Here is a 17,368-nt window from a genome sequence, read left to right on the forward strand (position 1 = left end):
TCAGGGTGACAGGCCTTTGCACTCAGGTTGACAACATTAAAACGGGTGTCATGCTGAGGTTCTCGAAGCATGGTGGGTGAGGCCTCTGCGCGCGACCATTCGACAAGCTGATGGTGACAGGCCTTTGCACTCAGGTTGACAACATTAAAACGGGTGTCATGCTGAGGTTCTCGAAGCATGGTGGGTTAGGCCTCTGCGCGCGACCCTTCGACAGGCTCAGGGTGACAGGCCGCTATCACTGCAACTGCTGCTGCTACTGCCACTAAAAAACTAACTGCAAACTGCCCACCAAAAACTGCCAACTGATTATTGCAACGTTACCACCTTGTACAAAATCCACCCATCCGTTTCATACGCCCGTTTGTAGTTTACACCGCTGTTGAGGCGGCGGATTTCGGGGATGTACCGGTCGCTGAGCTGGGTGTAGCCGGTGAAGGGATTTTTGGGGGTGGCTATCAGGATATAGTCGTCATATTTGTAAGGGGTTTCAATGGCCGACAGGAACGAATTGAGCTGGTAGGGCAGGGTTAGTTTTTTGATATTGTTGGTAAAGGCCACAATGGGGTATGATACGGCATCGTCCATGAGGATGTGCGTACCATCGGGCAGGCTATTGATATAGGCTGCTATTTCTTTGCTTTCGTTTTGATCGGTATTAGGTTCCAGCCGGCTAAGGGTGGTGATGAAGCGGCGCTCGTCGGTAATGAGCGAGTTGGTTAAAAAGGTGTAGCCGGTATACAGCTGCAGTACCATTACAAAGGCCAGGCCCAGTTTAAGGGGCAGCATATTTTTAATGGTACGCACCTTAAATATGATACACAGCAGCGCCACAAATAAAAATATAAGGTAGTACTGGTAGGTGAGGAAAAGCTTATCGTACTTAATGTGCAAAAACTCAACAAAGGCAAACAGGGTGAGCACGGTTAGCACATGATAAGTACTTTCGCGCAGCAGGTACAGGCCAAACAGTATCAGCGGACAAAAATAAATAACCCTTAATGATACCAGGATGCTGAGTTCGGGCAGCTGGTAGTTTACGGCAGTGGCGGCGGTATCGTAATTCAGCTTGTCGACCAGTACGTTCCAGGTGGCCAGGGGGCTTTCCATAAAGTAGTTATAGTCGCTGGCGTGGGTTTGGTTAAGCAGTTTATAGCAAACCAGCGATACCACGGGCAGGATGAACAGGATCACATAAATGGCAAAGGTTTTATTAATAAGCTTACGCCTTAACGACGGACTGTTAAAGCTCATGAACAGCCTGAAAATGGATTCCTTTTCGCCCAGGTTTAGGCTGGCCAGCGTGATAGACAGCACCAGCGGAATAAAGAACAGGGTAAGCCAGATGAAGCGGTAATCGCAAAAAATGAGCATCACCAAACACATGCTGGCTATGGATACGTGGAACGTGGTGTTTGAGCGGTAAAACTTAAGCAGGTTAAGGAAAAACAGGTACACGAAGATCACTACCAGGTAAATGGCTTTGCCCGAGCAGGCCATGTAAATGATACCGGGGTGCAGCAAAAATAGCAGGGCTACCATGATGAGGTAAAAATCATCCTTCACCCGGATAACAAACGAGCGCGAAATAAGATAGAAGAAGCCTGCCGTACCCAGTGCCGATGCTATGACCGGGGCGAGGTAACCGTTTACCCACGAAAATATAAGCGAGGAGTAAAAGGGCAGCAGCGGGGCGGTTAAGCCCATTACCTTGAGGCGGTTGCCCAGCCCCTCAAACACGATCTTTGTTTTTTCGATATAAAAAAGGCTTTCCTGGTTATAATAGCCTAAGTGGTTAAGGTATATGCCGATAACCAGGTACCAGGCTGCCAGCACCAGGGTAAATATAAACAGGTATGTACTTTTGGCAATTTTCATTTAATAACGTTTGTGGGGTTATTAACCTTACTTAAACCGTGGTTGGTTTTTTCCCAGTAAAACGGATTGGTGATGAGCTGGTACAGGCCCATATAGGCTGCTACGGAGTGCATGAGCCAGTAAACCGGGTTGGCTATGGCAAACAAAATGAGCTCGAAATAGCGGCGTTTAAATACGGCCATCATGTTGATATAGATCATGAGGATATTACCCACCATGAGGTTAAATATCGACATGAACAGCACCCAGTCCGGAAACAAATTGCGGATGGTTGAAAAATCAAATATGAGGTAACAGATAAAGATGATGAGCAGCACCGGGTAAATTAAAAAGGTGGCTGATGTGGCGCCGATGAAAAAGTTAAAACCCAGGAAACCGCGAAAGCCTATTTTACGGATGAGGGCCGGCGGGTTGCGCATGTGCACCAGGTAGGTTTGCATGTAGCCCTTGATCCAGCGCGAGCGCTGACGGATCCAGTTCCAGAAGTTGTTATTGGCTTCTTCATACGTGGTGGAGTTTACTATGGCCACCTTGTAGCCTTTGGCATAGGCGCGTACGCCAAGGTCGGCATCTTCGGTTACGTTAAAGGGGTCCCAGGCGCCAAGCTCAATCAGCGCGTCCATTTTAAAGTGGTTGCTGGTGCCGCCCAGCGGGATGGGGATATCCAGCGTATCCAAACCGGGCAGCATATAATCAAACCAGTACGAATACTCGAGGGTGAACATCCGGGTGAGGAAGTTTTCGTTGCGGTTAAAGTAGTTTAAGGCGCTTTGAATGCAGATATAGTTTTCGGGCAGCTTATGAAACAGGGCCACCACTTTTTTAAGCTGATCGGTATCGGGGATATCCTCGGCATCGTAAATGGTGAGGTATTCGCCCCTCGAAAAATGCAGGCCGTAGTTGCAGGCCTTCGGTTTGGTTTTAGGCATGTGGAAAGGCACCACAATAACTTCAAACACCGAGGGGAAATCGAGGTTTTTTACGGCGTTTAATGTTTTATCATCATCTTCTTCAATAAGCAATTTGATATCCAGCTGCTGGCGCGGATAGTCGAGGCTTTGCAGGTTCCAGATGAGTTTTTTGATCAGCTTATCCTCCTTGTAAACGGGCAGCAGGATGGTGTACACAGGCAGTTCTTCGTTTACGATAGTGCGCAAATCATCTTTGGTGACGGCCTGGTGTAGCTCGAACCGGGAGCCTACCAGCGCCAAAAACAGTTTGAAGATAATGGCGATGAGGAAAAACGAACTGATGACTAAGTTAATGGAGATGGATACATTTTTGAAGTTGAGGAACAGGCCGATGGCGGTAATGCCCCACAAGGCAAAAATGAAAACCAGCTGCGATGTGGTGAACGTTGTTGAGGCCGAGCTTTTAGGATCGCGCTTAAGGAGCTCGAAAACGGATGCCTTCACATATTTTTGCCCGGTAAGCTTGTGGCTTAGCCAGGTGATCTCCAGGTCGGATGCTACGATAACTTCGGGTTCCATGTCATACGTAAACCTTACAAAATCGAGGAAAAGTTCATTGCCTGGGTCGGCCATAACGGTAACCACTTTATTGTTTTCGATGCGGAGGGGGAGGCCCAGCTGATCGTTGGCAAATTTAAGGTCAACCTGGTCGAGGATCTTTTGGTCGAAGGCTTCCTGGCGGATCTCGGCAAAGTGGTAGCCTGCGTTGCCCAAGGCGCGTTCATAGTTTTTGCGGGAAACATAGCCGAAGTTAAGGGCTATTTTGAGGTATGACATACCCGATCTTTCCGAAAAAGCATGGATCTTTTCCTGGTCGGCCGGCGAAATAAATCCGTGGGCAACCAAAATTTCAGGAACAGAAATACTCAATGTATCCATATTAGGTGTTTTATAACCTCACCCCCGCCCTCTCCAAAGGAGAGGAAGCTTTTTTTAAGCCTTCTCCTTTGGAGAGGGCAGGCGGTTTGTCATTGTATTTATGATGATGCCTTAGCCTCACCTAAATCCTCACCAAAGGAGAGGACTTTAACTTCATTTTTCTTAAAACCCTCTCCTTTGGAGAGGACAGGGTGAGGTACTAATCGTTAAACAGATCCTGCGATTTTTGAACTTTTGAACGCACATACAAGAACGAAAGCAGGATCAGGATCAGGATGCCCAGCAAAATGTACAGGTTATAGCTGTCCCAGAAACGGGTAAGGCCGCTCTTGGTATCGATGTATTCCAGGTTTTCGCTGGATTTGTTGATGTTGAACAGGTATTTGTTGGAGTTAACATCCGAGATACAAACGTTGCTCGACAGGGTTGAAAGCTGCTCGGTAATGGATTTGGATACCGCCAAAAAAGCTTCAGAAACATGCGTGCCGGTAGCGGTAAGCACCAGGGTGGCATTGTTGCTTACGCCGTAAAAGATTTGCGCCAGGCCGTTTGATACCGTATCCGAAAGCGCGTAAACCGGTTTATTATTATCGGTGTTGTACAGCCTGAAGTTCCTGTCGAACTGGATAGGGGCATCGCGAAACTCCTTAAGTATTTTATCATCTTTTGACAGCAGGGCTATGATATTGTATTGTTTGAAGTCAGTTGGTTTCAAATCTTTCGAGTAAACAAACTCGGGGAAGTTGTTGGCGTTGATGTTATTGTTAAGCTCATAAATGATCTCGCCCATGGCACCGGCGGCATATTTGGCGTATTCCTCGCTTACTACAATTTTGGTTGTGCCGTTGTTAAAGGCCTCGGGATACTGGTAAAAGCTCAGGTCGCTGGTGATGAAGGGGTTTTTTGATTCGAGGTATGATTTGTCAACGTCAACTTCGGCAAAAAAGTTGGTAAAGCTGTTGCGGCAGTTGCCATTGGTAGGGTAAAACCTGAATTCGGCCTCCAGCGTGTTGTATTTATGGTGCTGGTAACGGTTAATGGTGATGGAACTGTTCAGCTTGCCCGATGCATCCAGCTTTTCGCTGCTGATAAGTAAGCCGTTAAGGTATATGTTGAAGAAGCCGCGGTCGCCGGGGGCAAGGCCGCTGTAATTGGCAACAAAACGGATCTCCACTTCTTTAGGGGTGAAGCTGAAATCACTGTTTTTAAAGCTGTAAGCGCTCTTTAATGAGCCAATGCCCGACAGGAAGTCGCTCACGCCGCCAATTTGCTTTAAGGATAGCTTTGAACGGTTTTCGTCGATAGTTTTAAAGAAGGTGTTCTCGGCCTTGTTGATCAGCAGGTAATCGCCATAGGTTGAGTTCAGGATGTTCATGTTGCCCAGGGCGGTGATGGCCTTTTCATAACCTGTATCATCGCCGCCGGTAACAAACAGCACCTCTTTAGGCGATTGCTCCTGCGTTACGGTTTTAACCGGCACAAACCGGCTTTTTACATCAACCATGTGCACAATGGTATCAGTGAGCAGGCTTACTGATTTATGCAGGTAGAATAAACCCTGCGTATTTTGCGGGGTAACTTTTACCAATGCGCGCGCATCGGCAGGTAATTTATCAATGGCGCCTACCCGGATGTAGTTACGAACGCTGTCGGGCAGTTTGCTTTCTTCGTAAACCGCAATTTCACGTGTTTGGGTCTTTTTTAACCTTGAATAGGCCCAGGCTACGGCCTTAAGGTCATGCAGGCTTGGGTTTGACGGGTAAACGATAGCTTTTTTGGAGTCGAAGCAGTTGCTGATATTTACGTTATCAAAAAAGTTTTTATTGCTTTTAACCAGCGACAGGTATGAGTAGTTCTTGATCCTTAACCACATCGCCGGGTTATCCAGGTCTTTACACTGGTCGTCGGTAATGGTGAGCAGGGTTTTGATCTGGATCTTGAGGAACTTATCGGGGCTCAGGTCGGCACGGCTCAGGTTAAGGGTGATCTTCTGGATAGAATCGGGGCCCAGGCGGCTGCTGTATGCCGGTTTGTTATTAATAACCAGGTTAATGTACGAATGCGATTTTATCAATGCCTGCGACGGTTCAAAAAATAAAACCAGTTTACTGCCATTCATTTCAATCAAAGGGGTGACCTTGAAGTAAAATGAAATAGCGCCGCTCATGCCGTATACCACCTCATCGTCATGGCCGTAGGCTTTAAAGGATGCAATGCTGTTGCCCTGGGCCTGCGAAGCCGTGTTGAATAATAGGATAAAGGCTAATAAGGTAAAAAACTTATTCATTGATATCAATATTAATTTATTACGTAAAATTCTACTCTGAAATAATTACCGTTGTCATCACTGCGGTAGCTGAGCTCGCCGCCCATTTCCTGGGTCATCAGCTTGGCTATCGATAAGCCTAAACCCAGGCGGCTTTCGGTAACGCCGTGCGTATCGTTAAGCGTTTTAAGCTTGTTGAACATCATGTCCAGCTCCTGCTGGCCTATGGCTATACCTTCGTCAATGATCTCGAAAACAAAACGCTGGCGCTGCAGGCTGGTTACTACCTTAATGCTGTTATTGGTTTGCGAAAATTTGATGGCGTTTGATAGCAGGTTTTGAAACACCTGGCCTGCAAATACTTTGTCGAGCCGCACGTTGAGGGGCAGCTTCAGGATATTATCAACCAGGTGGATGTTTTTCATGAGGGCAGTTTCGTACAGGCCTTTAAAAACATGCATCACTTCAACGTTGATATCAAAGATCTCCATGTTGAATTTCATATCCGGCGATTCGATCTCCTTAACATCCATCAGCTTGTTGAGCATATACTGCATCTTATCAGCCGATTCGGCGATGTAGCCCACAAATTCTTTCTGGTCGCTGCTCAGCCTGAAATCTTCCTCCCTGATCATGTTGTTGCTCATTATAATAGAGCCGATGAGGTTTTTAAGGTCGTGCCCGGCAATATTGATAAAGCTGTTCTTTTGGCTGTCGAGCTTGCGGAGCTGCTCATACTGATGATCGATGAGGTTATTTTTTTCGTTGATATCCTTGTTTTGCTGTTTAAGCTGTTCGTTTGATTTTTCGATCATGATCTGTGCGCGTACTTCACGCTGGATTACCTTATAACGCGCCCGGGGAACCAGGCATGATATGCCCGCGATAATGAAAAATATTTGGCCGCCATTACTTAATATAAGGTCTAAATTATATTCACTTAAAAGGTTGTAAAAAATAGCCAGCAGCAAAAAGGCCATTAAAGTTTGTATAATGGAATTCAACGGTTCCCAAAAAACCTGTAAATTAAAGAATAGTATAATGGTTGCAAAAAGCAGGAAGTAAATATTAAGGTGTTGTATGTTCACCAGGTTGCACAACATGGCTGTTGTAGCCGATAGCATAAAAAAGCTGATATGGAGCAATATGCGGTAACTGTACTTTTTAGCTTGGAAAAGGTTATGTAAGCCTAAAATGAGCATGATAGTAATTAACCTGCCAATAAGAAACTGCAACCAAATATTAGGTTCGTATATATAGTCAATTATGGAAAAGGTAGGGTAAAGCAATATAATTGTCCAGATTATATTATTGGTTTGATACCATGCTTTTTTGGAGGTCTCTCTAATTAATTCTTCGTTGCTAATTTGAACAAACATTATTTGTTATCTTGAATTGTAATTAAAAATTAAGGCCGCTGTTTAAATTAACTCCGTTAAATATTTGATAGACAAAAATATTCGTTATACGATAATTTAAACAGGTTTGTTGTTACTGTTGCCAACAGTAATAATTGCCGTTGCAAAAAGCCGTCCAATTCCCCGGCAAGTTCGGAAGGTCGCTTTTAAACCGGGCCAAAGTTTAAGCAAGGGCATCAGTATTTTATGGCTTGCGCAAATCCGGAACGAAAGCTCAGCGGCCCAAACGCCATTAAAAAAATCCGATTTTCTGCTGTTCAAAAAGCTGGGCTTTAAAAGTATTAGGCTGCCTGTAGCTTTTACTTCCTTTTGGCCCGGCGACAACTGCGCAGCTATTTACCTATATAGATAAAGGTGTTGAGCAATGCAATACTTACGGATTTAGGTTAGTTATAGATTATCATTACGGCCGCTTAAATGATAATAATTACCTTACAGAAACACCCCTGGTAATTGATTTGTGGTTAAAATTAACTAAAAGGTATAAAAACGCAGATTATAGTAACCTGTTTTTTGAGAATTATAAGGAACTGCCCCATATTAACCCCAAACTGTGGAAAGTTGCCGCGTATAATATTGTTACGCTTATCCGTAGATTGATAAACAACAAACCCTGATCGTAAGTGCATCAAATTATATCAGCATCTATGAGCTAAGCAGGTTGGTAAAGGCTGGCCGATAACCATATCATCTGCAATTTTCACTTTTACGGGCCTTTCTTTTTTATTCACCGGGGCGCAAGCCGGATAGGTGACCAGGTTTCAATCACCGGGGTATCATTTCCATACAATGCGGAAAATTTTCCTGCACTTAATCCAAAAGCAAAAAATACCCGCGGCCAAAGCAATTACCGGACGTACCCGCGAGATGGTAACGAACAATCTATAAATGATAAATAGCAAATTATAAAAAACGCGCCCTGAAATATGATGTGCCCATTATTGTGGTACGTAAAGCGTCTATAACAAATATGCCGCTGCCGATAGCCGCCGCCGTTATATTAAATCTGTACGCAAGGCTTTAAAAGAGCTTGATATTTTTGGCATGCTTTGGGATTATAACAGTAGTTTTTCACTGGTTAACGGCAGGCCGGTTATAAGAAATTTGCCCTTGTGTATGAAAGACGCAATTAGCGCCGTACAGTGAAATTTTAAACATTAATGTTACAATTTTATTACCTTTGCTCACTAATATACAGTTATGAGATTTTTTGAAGAAAAGCGCAGAGAAGTAATGGTGCATATCGAAAAGTTCATGTTAGAAAAGATACATGAATACCTGAAACCGATTGATACCATCTGGCAGCCGTCTGATTTTTTGCCCGATTCTTCAAGGGACTCGTTCTTTACTGAAATTAAGGAATTGCAGGAAAGCGCCGCAGGTCTTTCGTATGATCTGATCGCCGTTTTAATTGGCGATACCATTACCGAAGAAGCGTTGCCTACTTACGAATCATGGCTTACCATGGTTGAAGGGGTATCTGACAATGAAGAGGGCGGCTGGATGAAATGGACCCGCCACTGGACCGGTGAAGAAAACCGCCATGGCGACCTGCTTAACAAATACTTGTACCTGTCTGGTCGTGTGGATATGCGCATGATGGAGATTTCCACGCAGTACCTCATCTCCGATGGTTTTGACATCGGTACCGGTCATGATCCGTACCGTAACTTTATATATACCTCTTTCCAGGAGCTGGCAACCAATGTATCGCACCGCCGCGTGGCCTCACAGGCCAAGAAATACGGCGATCCGCTGCTTTCAAAAATGTGCGGTGTTATCGCATCTGATGAAGCCCGCCATGCCAAAGCTTACAAATACTTTATCGAAAAAATATTTGAGGTAGATCCAAGTGAGGCTATGGTAGCTTTTGAGGATATGATGCGTAAAAAGATTGTGATGCCTGCCCACTTCCTGCGTGAGGTTGGTTTAAAGGTTGGTCAAACTTTTGGTCACTTCACCGATGCTGCACAGCGTTTGGGGATCTATACAGCTATCGACTATGTGGATATCCTGAAAGAGCTTTTGACCGACTGGCACATCGAAAGTATCACAGGTTTGGACGAAGCGGGCGAAAAGGCCCGCGATTACGTGGTAAACCTTCCGGCCCGCTTACTGCGTGTAGCCGAGCGCATGAAAAACCCAATGCTGGAGTATAAGTTTACCTGGATTAACGGTTGATTTTAGCTTAAAGCTTTGCTTTGCAATCGGTTTGATAAGCTTCTTTTTCACTTTTCTGGCGCAAGTCTTGTGTGGCTGGCATGAGGGTGAATGACTTGTGCCCTATCCGATAAAGCGCTTCTTTTTCATAGCTTTGTGCTTTAAGCTTTTTGCTTTTAGCTTCTTTCCTATAGCCTTCGGCTTTCGGCTTATTAATGGCTTTTAGCTTTCTTCCCGTTCTATCTTATACCCCGGTTTTTTATATCCATCGGCAACGTAGTTTTCGGGGATCTGGATGTGGCTTCCATCGCGTACAGCTGTAAAATGCGGCGACATGATCTCCATGCCTGCTTCGTTAAACTTATCCTGTATGTTTTGATACAATACCGAATAGATCATGGCCATTTTGCCGGGCTGATCGGTATAAGCATTTATCTGGTAGCTTACATTAAAATCATTCAAAGCGGTTTGCAGTACAAACGGTTTTGGGTTGGCAAGAATGCCTTCTGTTGCTTCGGCCGCGCTGATGAGCAGATTGTGGATGGTTTCCCAGGGGGCATCGTAGCCTATAGTAACACTGGTATTCAGTATCAACCCCAAAGTTTTTGACGATGAAGTATAGTTAACCGTAGCACCGCTTAAAATGGTAGCATTGGGCACGGTTACGTCTTCGTTTTTAATGGTGCGTACGCGGGTAACCAGCAGGTTTTTCTCAATTACATCGCCCATAATTTCGCCAACTTTGATGCGGTCGCCAATTTTAAAGGGGCGCATATAGGTAAGTACAATGCCCGATACCATATTGGCAATGGCCGACGAGGAACCTAAAGAAAACAGTACGCCTATAAACACCGTAACCCCCTGGAACACTTTAGACTGCGACCCCGGCAAATATGGAAATATCACCACAAACATAAACGCGTACATGAGTACCCGGATGATATTGTAAGTTGGGATAGCCCATTCCGGGTAAAAACCCTGTAAAGCGATGGCCCCGTTTGCTATTTCGGTAGCTATAAATTTTACCAGTTTTACAATGTAGCGGGTAACCAGGTAAATAACTGTTATGGTAAGCAGGTTGGGTATAAAACGGACAATGGCCAGCAGGATACTTTTCAACGGGTTAACCACAAAGCCGATCAACTGTGTGGCGATAGGCTGCGAGGAAGGGAAAATATAAAACAATACCGGTAAGGCCAGGTAAACCAGCAACAGGATAATGAACAGGCGCGCAATATTTACCAGTCCACTGATAAACGGAAGTAGCCGCGAGGCATAGGCTATTGGAGCTCCTTTTTCTGCCAGCTTTTTAACACGGTTTTCCCATCCCCGTATAATTTTAAGTTTTATCCACCTAAAACCTTTATTAACAATCCAGATCAGCACAATAAGCAGTATAATAACCGCCACGGCCTCAAGCACGTTTGTAATTAGTTGTTTAGGGCTGTTGCTTTCAAAAACGTTGCCGAGCTTATTTTTTAATATAGACAGATAGCTTGCTGCCAGCTGCGGCCGGTTCAGTTCGGAGTAAGAGGCATCGGTATTATTAACGCCCATGATCATCTGGCCGTTGTAGGTTATTACCGATATGGACGTATCGTTTTTAAGCGTTAACGAATCCGGGTTAAAATCTATCCGGCTCATCAGGGCCTTAATGCGTTGGGTAACAATCCCGGCGCGCTCTTTAGGATCAAACAATCCCTGCGGGGCATAAAATTTAAACAGGGTATCCCGGTTAATGATCACCGGTTCGCCGTTTTTTTCAGGGAGTTTTTGTGCCTGTGTGGTAAATGCAGCAAACAGAAAAAGGATGAGCAGGCTATAAATTTTAGGCATAGGGATGTTTTTCTGTTAAAGCTAAAAATTATTTGGCTCATTTCAATTTGCTTTGCGTTATGCCCACTATCCTTCCTGCACCAGATCCGTACCCAAATTACCTGCAATATTGCTAAATAGATCGTTCAATATCGATTCCACAGTGAGCGAATTTACATCATCAACATAATGTTCATTCCGGGTAATCCAAAGTTCGTTACCGTTAATCGCGATGCTGAACAGGGCGCCTTCGTAAACAGCAGGCAACGAAATTTCAACCGCCCCGCCTTTGCGCTCAACGGTGAAATTTAATTCGCTTTTTCGTTGCTCCTGAAACAGCGGGTTAAGTTTTTCGTGCAGTAACTGGTATAACTGGTTGATGTCGGTATTGGTATGGAGGGTGATGATTTTCATAATTTGGTATATTAGCGATGTATTAAATAGTACAAAGTTGAAGGAGGGATTGTTTGGAAAGTATTTTTCCGGATGGTTTTATAAATTCTTAAAACCAACCATGTTATTGCCAACAGGGTTGTGCGGGGGAGCGTTAGGGATTGCAGTGTAAAGCCCGCAGCGCGTATAGGGATTGTGGACCGGAAAAGCGAGGACTTGCAACGGAAAGCCCGGGCCGCAGGCAACGCACATATAAAAAATGATTAAAAATACACACTTAATATCAATGACTACAATCACGTCATTATAAGCGATAGCGCGGGAACCGCGTAGCTATGCTCAGCCACCTTGCAAATTGTACATGTATGGTTACAAGATTGCCGCGCTTCGCCAATAACATATTTTAAAACGTTACACAAAACATCACCATATATGAACTACAAATTATTAGGCCGCTCGGGCCTTAAAGTTTCTGAATTATGCCTGGGCACTATGGGCTTCGGTACCGAAGGCGGGTGGGGCGCCGAAAAAGATGCCAGCTTTGCCATTATGGATGCCTTTGCCAATGCAGGCGGCAATTTTATTGATACCGCCAATGTTTATAAACTGGGTACCAGCGAGAAGATCATTGGCGAATACCTGGGTAATCATGACCGCGATTATTTTGTGCTGGCTACCAAGTACACCCTAAAAGATAATACTACCAATCCCAATGCATCGGGCAATAACCGCAAAAACATGATGCGGAGCGTGGAAGAAAGCCTTAAACGCCTCAAAACTGATTTTATTGACGTGCTGTACCTGCACATCTGGGATAATATTACACCTATTGATGAGGTGCTGCGCGGGTTAGACGACTTGATAAAACAGGGCAAAGTAACCTATGCCGCTATCAGTGATACGCCCGCATGGGTAGTATCAAAAGGGAATACCCTTGCCGGGCTGATGGGCTGGAGCCAGTTCATCGCTTTACAGGTGGAGTACAGCCTGCTGGCCCGGACTGCCGAGCGGGAGCTGATACCGATGGCAAAACATTACGGCATGACGGTTACCCCATGGGCCCCGTTGGCAGGTGGTGCTTTAACCGGTAAATACCTGCGCGGCGAACAGGGACGTGTAAAACCGGAAAGTAACCGCCGTAACGACAGGGCTAAAACTATTACTGAAGCGGTTGTAGCCATCGCCGCCGAATTAGGGGTATCCGAAAGTCATGTTGCCCTGCAATGGATGATGGACAGGGATTTTAGCTGTATCCCCATTGTGGGCGCTACCAAAATTGACCAGTTAAATGATAACCTCAAGGCCATCGATACCAAATTAACTCCCGAACATTTCAAAAAGCTGAATGAAGTAAGCGCTATTGAATTAGGTTTCCCCGGCGACTTTTTCAATGAGGATGCTGTAAAAATGAACAGCTTCGGCGGGTTTTATGATAGGGTGCAGAAGAGGTAGCCTGCCTCTACCAATCCACTGCAACGTCATTGCGAGGAACGAAGCAATCCCAAACTATGCAGAGCGGACCTGCTAATAGGGGATTGCTTCGTTCCTCGCAATGACGCTCTTTTATACACTTCATCTAAAACCGCTTCAGATAGTTTTTACTGATCAGCTCGCCATACATGATCCCGCTGTGCTGGTCCATAGCAAACCAGGGTGAATCATATTTTAGCACCTGGATATTTTGGGCCGGCATAAAACTCTGCGCCAGTAAAAATTGCTTTTGATGAGCGGCATTTTCTACAACATCGAGCACAATAAAACAATGCCCGGGCGAGCCTCCACGGATGAACACATCACCTGGTTTTACATCATTGGGGTTAGCTACAGTTTTTAATTCTTTTTGCAGGGACAGGGTGCCCGCATAACTGAACACCAGGTTCATGTAATTTAAAAATGCCGGGTACGAATAATCGGGTTTGGCTTTCAATACCCAATGGTCGTTTTTGTAGCGATAGCCCTTGGCATAATGTGCATAGTCGCATTTAAAACCGCTGGTAAAGTTGAAGGAAATTTCGTTGTATTTTTTTTGCTGATAAAGGTATTCGGCACGGAGGCGCATCACCGCATCGGCACATTGCTGTAAGTCCTGGTTGCCTATGCTCATGTCAATAACCGCAGCGGTGTAAACATCGGTACGGGCAATATCGCCTCTATAAGTTTTGGTTGGTGTGCCCGCCGGCTTTAAAGGTAAAGCCTGCAGCCATGCCCCGAAACTGTCGGGCGACGCTGCTATACGCTGATAGCCTGCCGGTACCGCGAATCTTTTAATCACGTTATCCGGAGGAGCAATATTAATATTCAGAAATAGGAGCAGGCAGGTGATCAGGATTTTCATAACGTTTTGGCTTTTTTTAGCTGTTCATAAGGGTTATAAGGTACGGGGATGCCGTCTGCCAGTTTAAATGCCGAAAAATGCAGGTGGGTAGGCGAACGTTTTTTGTAGGCGTTATAGCCGCTGCGGCCTACTTCGGCTATTTTTTGGCCTTGCGTAACGTAGTCACCCGGTTTTACGAAAATCTGGTTATTGTGCGCATAGTACGTAAAAATATGAGTTGCCGGATGATAGATCCAGATAAATTTGCCTCCCCGCATATTGCTGTTCGGTTCCCATTGATTGGTACAGGCTATTACCCAGCCATCATCTACACTAACTACCTCAACAGGCTTACTGGTACGGTCATCGATACAATCCTGGTTTTTATCATTAATAAAAATATCGTGAGCAGGATGGGCGCCATGTTTATTGCCGTCAAGGTAACGATAACCCTTATCAAAGTAACCATTACCATGGGTACCACCAATGGCGCTGCTTTTATAGCCCTTTAAGGGGAATACCCATTGTGTTTTTGGAATGATCCGCTCAGCACGGATCATTTCCAGGATGTTAATTCGTTTTAACAGGGTTTCAAATTGCTTTTGAGCTTCCGGTTTTTTGACACCACCGTTTAAAACCAGGTTATTAAAATCATTGAATTTGGTAAACGCAGAAGTGTCGGCCTGGGCTAAAGCCCCGATGCTAATCAACAGAAAAGAAAAAAACAGGACAAGTTTTTGCATAAGGTTTGTGGTCAGTAAGTAGTTTCAAGATTTCAAACGCGTCATTGCGAGGAACGAAGCAATCCCCGATTAGCAGATCCGCTCTGTATAGTTCACGATTATTAATATCTATAATTTGTTTTTTATAGGTATTAATGAGCTCCCTTCGCTCGGTTGTCTTCGTGTCTTATAATGACGTGATTGTAAGTTATTGATTATTAAGTATATTTTTTTTCGATCAGTTGTGTAACAAGGGCGTTGCCTGCGGCCCGGGCTTTCCGTTGCAAGTCCTCGCTTTTCCTGCCCGCAACTTCTCTACACGCTGCGGGCTTTACACTGCAATCCCTAACGCGGCCCACGCGCAACACCGCTAAAATATATTTTACATGTCATTAGGTTTTTTTCAGGGCTTCCCTGATGGTTACTCGCAATGACGATTCTTAATTTTATGCTTTTGATATTAACTAATAAGTCGCCAAAATATTATCCTATCCGGATATCATATTTGTTAAGCAATCCTGGTAAGCCATGAAGCGAGAACTTTGCTTTTTTGATGACGTTATCATCCGGGTCGATGATGAAGTTATAGGATGTGCTCAGGTCGGCGTTTTTAAGGATGGTACGACTGAAGAAAGCGTTTTTAAGGTTACAGTTAATGAATTTACAATCGCTCAGGTCGGCCTCGGTCAAGTCGGTTTCCATCATGGAGCAATCGGTGTAGGTTGCCTTCTTATTCTTCTTTTTGTAAAACACGGCATTGTCTAAAATGCAATCCTCAAAATGCACTTCGAACAAAAAGTCGTTAACCTTGCCAAAATTTACTCCGCTTATTTTGCAGTGCTTAAAGCGGATGTTCTGCAAACCGGTATTGCCTAATTCGGCAAGGAGCAGGTTGCAGGTATCAAACAGGCAATCAACAAAAGTGATCCCCGCAAACCGGGCGTGGGAAAAATCGCAGTTGATGAATTTGCAGTTTTCGTAAGTGGTGCCGGTGAGCTGGCCGGCGGTTATTTTGGTAAAAGTTTGATCTTCGAAGAGTAGGGATTGCATGGGGGCAAATGTAAAAGGTTAAAGGGAATAGGATGGTTTCCGGTCTCTTTAAATTAAATAAAGATAATCAACCACCATGCCTACCGGATTTGCATGGCGTACAAGATTTCTGTTTCAACCTCACGCGCAACCTTGCTCCGCTCAATCGATAAATCATTATTTTGTTAATTACAACCCTTTATAATTTCCATTCCGCGGTGATATCGGGATCCTGTGCCAGGATAATATCGCACAGGGCTAACAGGCAGCTTCGGTTAGGTTCATCTTTGGTGAGGTGGAATTGATCGATTGGGGTGAGCTGCACAAATACAACAACCAATATTAACTGTAATGAAAAACTTATTCAAGCAAGTTATAATCTATCTTAACAGACACATAGATTTCCAAGAATTAGATTATGAAATTAAAAATCTAAACTGTCGTCTATTCGCCTTTCTTTCCCAACAGTCTTTTCACTATCTAATTCAGATACAATACCTTTTATCGTTTCTTCAACCTTATAAAAAGCGCGCTTTGCCAAAGTATGCAATTCTATTAAGAGCGTATAATCATCTTCATCACTACCATCAAAATATACCCTATCTACCGTATCGCCATATTCATTTAGAATAGTTATATCGACCAAATCCACCCCATTGCCATTATCCCAATTATCTACGGTGATTGCACCTTTTTGCAATTCTAACTTATATTCATTATCTCGACTTGTTTTTGACCATATAGCTTGCTTGGCAGATGTCTTTTTTATAAGTTTTTCTATTAACAATTTAAATTCATCAGTCATGTCTTTCAAATTTTAATTTGTTTTCAAATTCAGTTAATACCGTTGCGAGTTGTTCGAGATTCTGGTTAACCTTAGAAAAATTAACACCTGTCTTTTTCTTCAAAAGCGAATCATTGATGTTATTTATATCAATACTTATATCAGTTATATGCTGATTGTATGCCCCACTATTGGTATAATCTTGCAAATCACCATTGTATTTAACTTGAATCAGAATTTGTTTTAGGTCTTTCATTCTTAAAAGCGCCAATTCGCTTTTATCATGTAGTATTGATGTTTGAATTTCTTGAATAATCTTTAAGGAGCGAGCTATTTCCGATATCGATAATACCTGATTTATTCTCACCAGTGAACTATCTACAGCTAATCTCGTCTTTTCACTTGTTTCTTTTATGCTTTGAATTTGCAAATAGGCTAAACATAATCCATATAAAGATCCAAATGTACCGTACAAGGTAAAAAAGTTTACAATGTTTTTAAGTTCGTCTTTAAGATTATAATAAATAATATAAACTATAACTGATCCAATTATAAGAACTGAAGACGCTATAACTCTATTTTTACTAAAATTCATTCAGATATTTATGTTCTCTGGCTAATTAAGTTATCCCCTTATTTTCAATGAATAAAATAATACAACGATAAGAAATTTAATCTTCAAATGAGCAAACAATAAATACTAAATAATTCATGTAAATAAACCTCCCTTTGACATTCGCCT

General features: G+C 43.8%; 14 protein-coding genes. 2 read left to right on the forward strand and 12 right to left on the reverse strand.

Features of this window, described 5'->3' with window-relative positions:
- Nucleotides 1-306: 306 nt before the first annotated feature.
- The 4 genes from FHW88_RS00035 to FHW88_RS00050 all read right to left on the reverse strand — a co-directional run bounded on the left by FHW88_RS00035 (nucleotide 307) and on the right by FHW88_RS00050 (nucleotide 7,370).
- Complete coding sequence (locus FHW88_RS00035; protein ID WP_176622208.1) at nucleotides 307-1,875, reverse strand: hypothetical protein; 1,569 nt, start codon at nucleotides 1,873-1,875, stop codon at nucleotides 307-309.
- A complete protein-coding gene (locus FHW88_RS00040) occupies nucleotides 1,872-3,725 on the reverse strand; it encodes a glycosyltransferase family 2 protein (protein ID WP_176622210.1) in 1,854 nt (617 codons plus the stop codon). Before FHW88_RS00040 ends, FHW88_RS00035 begins: the two co-directional genes overlap by 4 nt.
- Nucleotides 3,726-3,924: 199 nt before the next feature.
- Entirely contained in the window at nucleotides 3,925-6,012 is a 2,088-nt protein-coding gene (locus tag FHW88_RS00045) for a cellulose biosynthesis cyclic di-GMP-binding regulatory protein BcsB (protein ID WP_176622212.1), read from the reverse strand.
- An 11-nt stretch (nucleotides 6,013-6,023) separates the two neighbouring features.
- The gene (locus FHW88_RS00050) at nucleotides 6,024-7,370 is read right to left on the reverse strand and encodes a sensor histidine kinase (protein ID WP_176622214.1); all 1,347 of its coding nucleotides are present in this window, start codon (nucleotides 7,368-7,370) and stop codon (nucleotides 6,024-6,026) included.
- 1,239 nt (nucleotides 7,371-8,609) lie between these two features.
- Between FHW88_RS00050 and FHW88_RS00055 the strand changes: the two genes are divergently transcribed.
- Entirely contained in the window at nucleotides 8,610-9,590 is a 981-nt protein-coding gene (locus FHW88_RS00055; protein ID WP_091172035.1) for an acyl-ACP desaturase, read from the forward strand.
- Nucleotides 9,591-9,791: 201 nt separating this feature from the next.
- On the opposite strand, the gene FHW88_RS00060 is transcribed toward FHW88_RS00055, so the two are convergent.
- On the reverse strand, nucleotides 9,792-11,405 hold the full coding sequence (locus FHW88_RS00060; RefSeq protein WP_176622216.1) for a mechanosensitive ion channel family protein: 1,614 nt from the start codon (nucleotides 11,403-11,405) through the stop codon (nucleotides 9,792-9,794).
- A 66-nt stretch (nucleotides 11,406-11,471) separates the two neighbouring features.
- Nucleotides 11,472-11,798, reverse strand: a complete 327-nt coding sequence (locus FHW88_RS00065) for a hypothetical protein (protein WP_176622218.1) — start codon at nucleotides 11,796-11,798, stop codon at nucleotides 11,472-11,474.
- A 411-nt stretch (nucleotides 11,799-12,209) separates the two neighbouring features.
- Between FHW88_RS00065 and FHW88_RS00070 the strand changes: the two genes are divergently transcribed.
- The gene (locus tag FHW88_RS00070) at nucleotides 12,210-13,229 is read left to right on the forward strand and encodes an aldo/keto reductase (protein WP_176622220.1); all 1,020 of its coding nucleotides are present in this window, start codon (nucleotides 12,210-12,212) and stop codon (nucleotides 13,227-13,229) included.
- Nucleotides 13,230-13,353: 124 nt separating this feature from the next.
- On the opposite strand, the gene FHW88_RS00075 is transcribed toward FHW88_RS00070, so the two are convergent.
- The 6 genes from FHW88_RS00075 to FHW88_RS00100 form a co-directional block, all read right to left on the reverse strand.
- Complete coding sequence (locus tag FHW88_RS00075; protein ID WP_090534272.1) at nucleotides 13,354-14,112, reverse strand: DUF4846 domain-containing protein; 759 nt, start codon at nucleotides 14,110-14,112, stop codon at nucleotides 13,354-13,356.
- Nucleotides 14,109-14,834 carry a M23 family metallopeptidase gene (locus tag FHW88_RS00080; protein WP_176622222.1) on the reverse strand — a complete coding sequence of 242 codons (726 nt, stop codon included), beginning with the start codon at nucleotides 14,832-14,834 and terminating at the stop codon, nucleotides 14,109-14,111. The genes FHW88_RS00075 and FHW88_RS00080 overlap by 4 nt, the downstream gene beginning before the upstream one ends.
- Before the next feature lie 462 nt (nucleotides 14,835-15,296).
- Nucleotides 15,297-15,863 carry a pentapeptide repeat-containing protein gene (locus FHW88_RS00085; protein WP_176622224.1) on the reverse strand — a complete coding sequence of 189 codons (567 nt, stop codon included), beginning with the start codon at nucleotides 15,861-15,863 and terminating at the stop codon, nucleotides 15,297-15,299.
- A 178-nt stretch (nucleotides 15,864-16,041) separates the two neighbouring features.
- Nucleotides 16,042-16,182: a hypothetical protein gene (locus FHW88_RS00090; protein WP_175490109.1), complete on the reverse strand. Its 141-nt coding sequence runs from the start codon at nucleotides 16,180-16,182 to the stop codon at nucleotides 16,042-16,044.
- 84 nt (nucleotides 16,183-16,266) lie between these two features.
- Nucleotides 16,267-16,647, reverse strand: coding sequence for a hypothetical protein (locus tag FHW88_RS00095; RefSeq protein WP_090534265.1), 381 nt, complete (start codon nucleotides 16,645-16,647; stop codon nucleotides 16,267-16,269).
- Complete coding sequence (locus tag FHW88_RS00100; protein ID WP_090534263.1) at nucleotides 16,640-17,221, reverse strand: hypothetical protein; 582 nt, start codon at nucleotides 17,219-17,221, stop codon at nucleotides 16,640-16,642. The genes FHW88_RS00095 and FHW88_RS00100 overlap by 8 nt, the downstream gene beginning before the upstream one ends.
- Nucleotides 17,222-17,368 lie beyond the last annotated feature (147 nt).

The sequence above is a fragment of the Mucilaginibacter sp. SG538B genome, assembly GCF_013376065.1.
GTDB classification, from domain to species: domain Bacteria; phylum Bacteroidota; class Bacteroidia; order Sphingobacteriales; family Sphingobacteriaceae; genus Mucilaginibacter; species Mucilaginibacter rubeus.

Bases quoted from the DNA above. Each gene is read 5' to 3' on its own strand.
- FHW88_RS00050 (WP_176622214.1), bottom strand. From the start codon at position 7,370: ATGTTTGTTCAAATTAGCAACGAAGAATTAATTAGAGAGACCTCCAAA.
- FHW88_RS00075 (WP_090534272.1), bottom strand. From the start codon at position 14,112: ATGAAAATCCTGATCACCTGCCTGCTCCTATTTCTGAATATTAATATT.
- FHW88_RS00055 (WP_091172035.1), top strand. From the start codon at position 8,610: ATGAGATTTTTTGAAGAAAAGCGCAGAGAAGTAATGGTGCATATCGAA.
- FHW88_RS00080 (WP_176622222.1), bottom strand. From the start codon at position 14,834: ATGCAAAAACTTGTCCTGTTTTTTTCTTTTCTGTTGATTAGCATCGGG.
- FHW88_RS00095 (WP_090534265.1), bottom strand. From the start codon at position 16,647: ATGACTGATGAATTTAAATTGTTAATAGAAAAACTTATAAAAAAGACA.
- FHW88_RS00065 (WP_176622218.1), bottom strand. From the start codon at position 11,798: ATGAAAATCATCACCCTCCATACCAATACCGACATCAACCAGTTATAC.
- FHW88_RS00045 (WP_176622212.1), bottom strand. From the start codon at position 6,012: ATGAATAAGTTTTTTACCTTATTAGCCTTTATCCTATTATTCAACACG.
- FHW88_RS00100 (WP_090534263.1), bottom strand. From the start codon at position 17,221: ATGAATTTTAGTAAAAATAGAGTTATAGCGTCTTCAGTTCTTATAATT.
- FHW88_RS00040 (WP_176622210.1), bottom strand. From the start codon at position 3,725: ATGGATACATTGAGTATTTCTGTTCCTGAAATTTTGGTTGCCCACGGA.
- FHW88_RS00070 (WP_176622220.1), top strand. From the start codon at position 12,210: ATGAACTACAAATTATTAGGCCGCTCGGGCCTTAAAGTTTCTGAATTA.
- FHW88_RS00060 (WP_176622216.1), bottom strand. From the start codon at position 11,405: ATGCCTAAAATTTATAGCCTGCTCATCCTTTTTCTGTTTGCTGCATTT.
- FHW88_RS00035 (WP_176622208.1), bottom strand. From the start codon at position 1,875: ATGAAAATTGCCAAAAGTACATACCTGTTTATATTTACCCTGGTGCTG.
- FHW88_RS00085 (WP_176622224.1), bottom strand. From the start codon at position 15,863: ATGCAATCCCTACTCTTCGAAGATCAAACTTTTACCAAAATAACCGCC.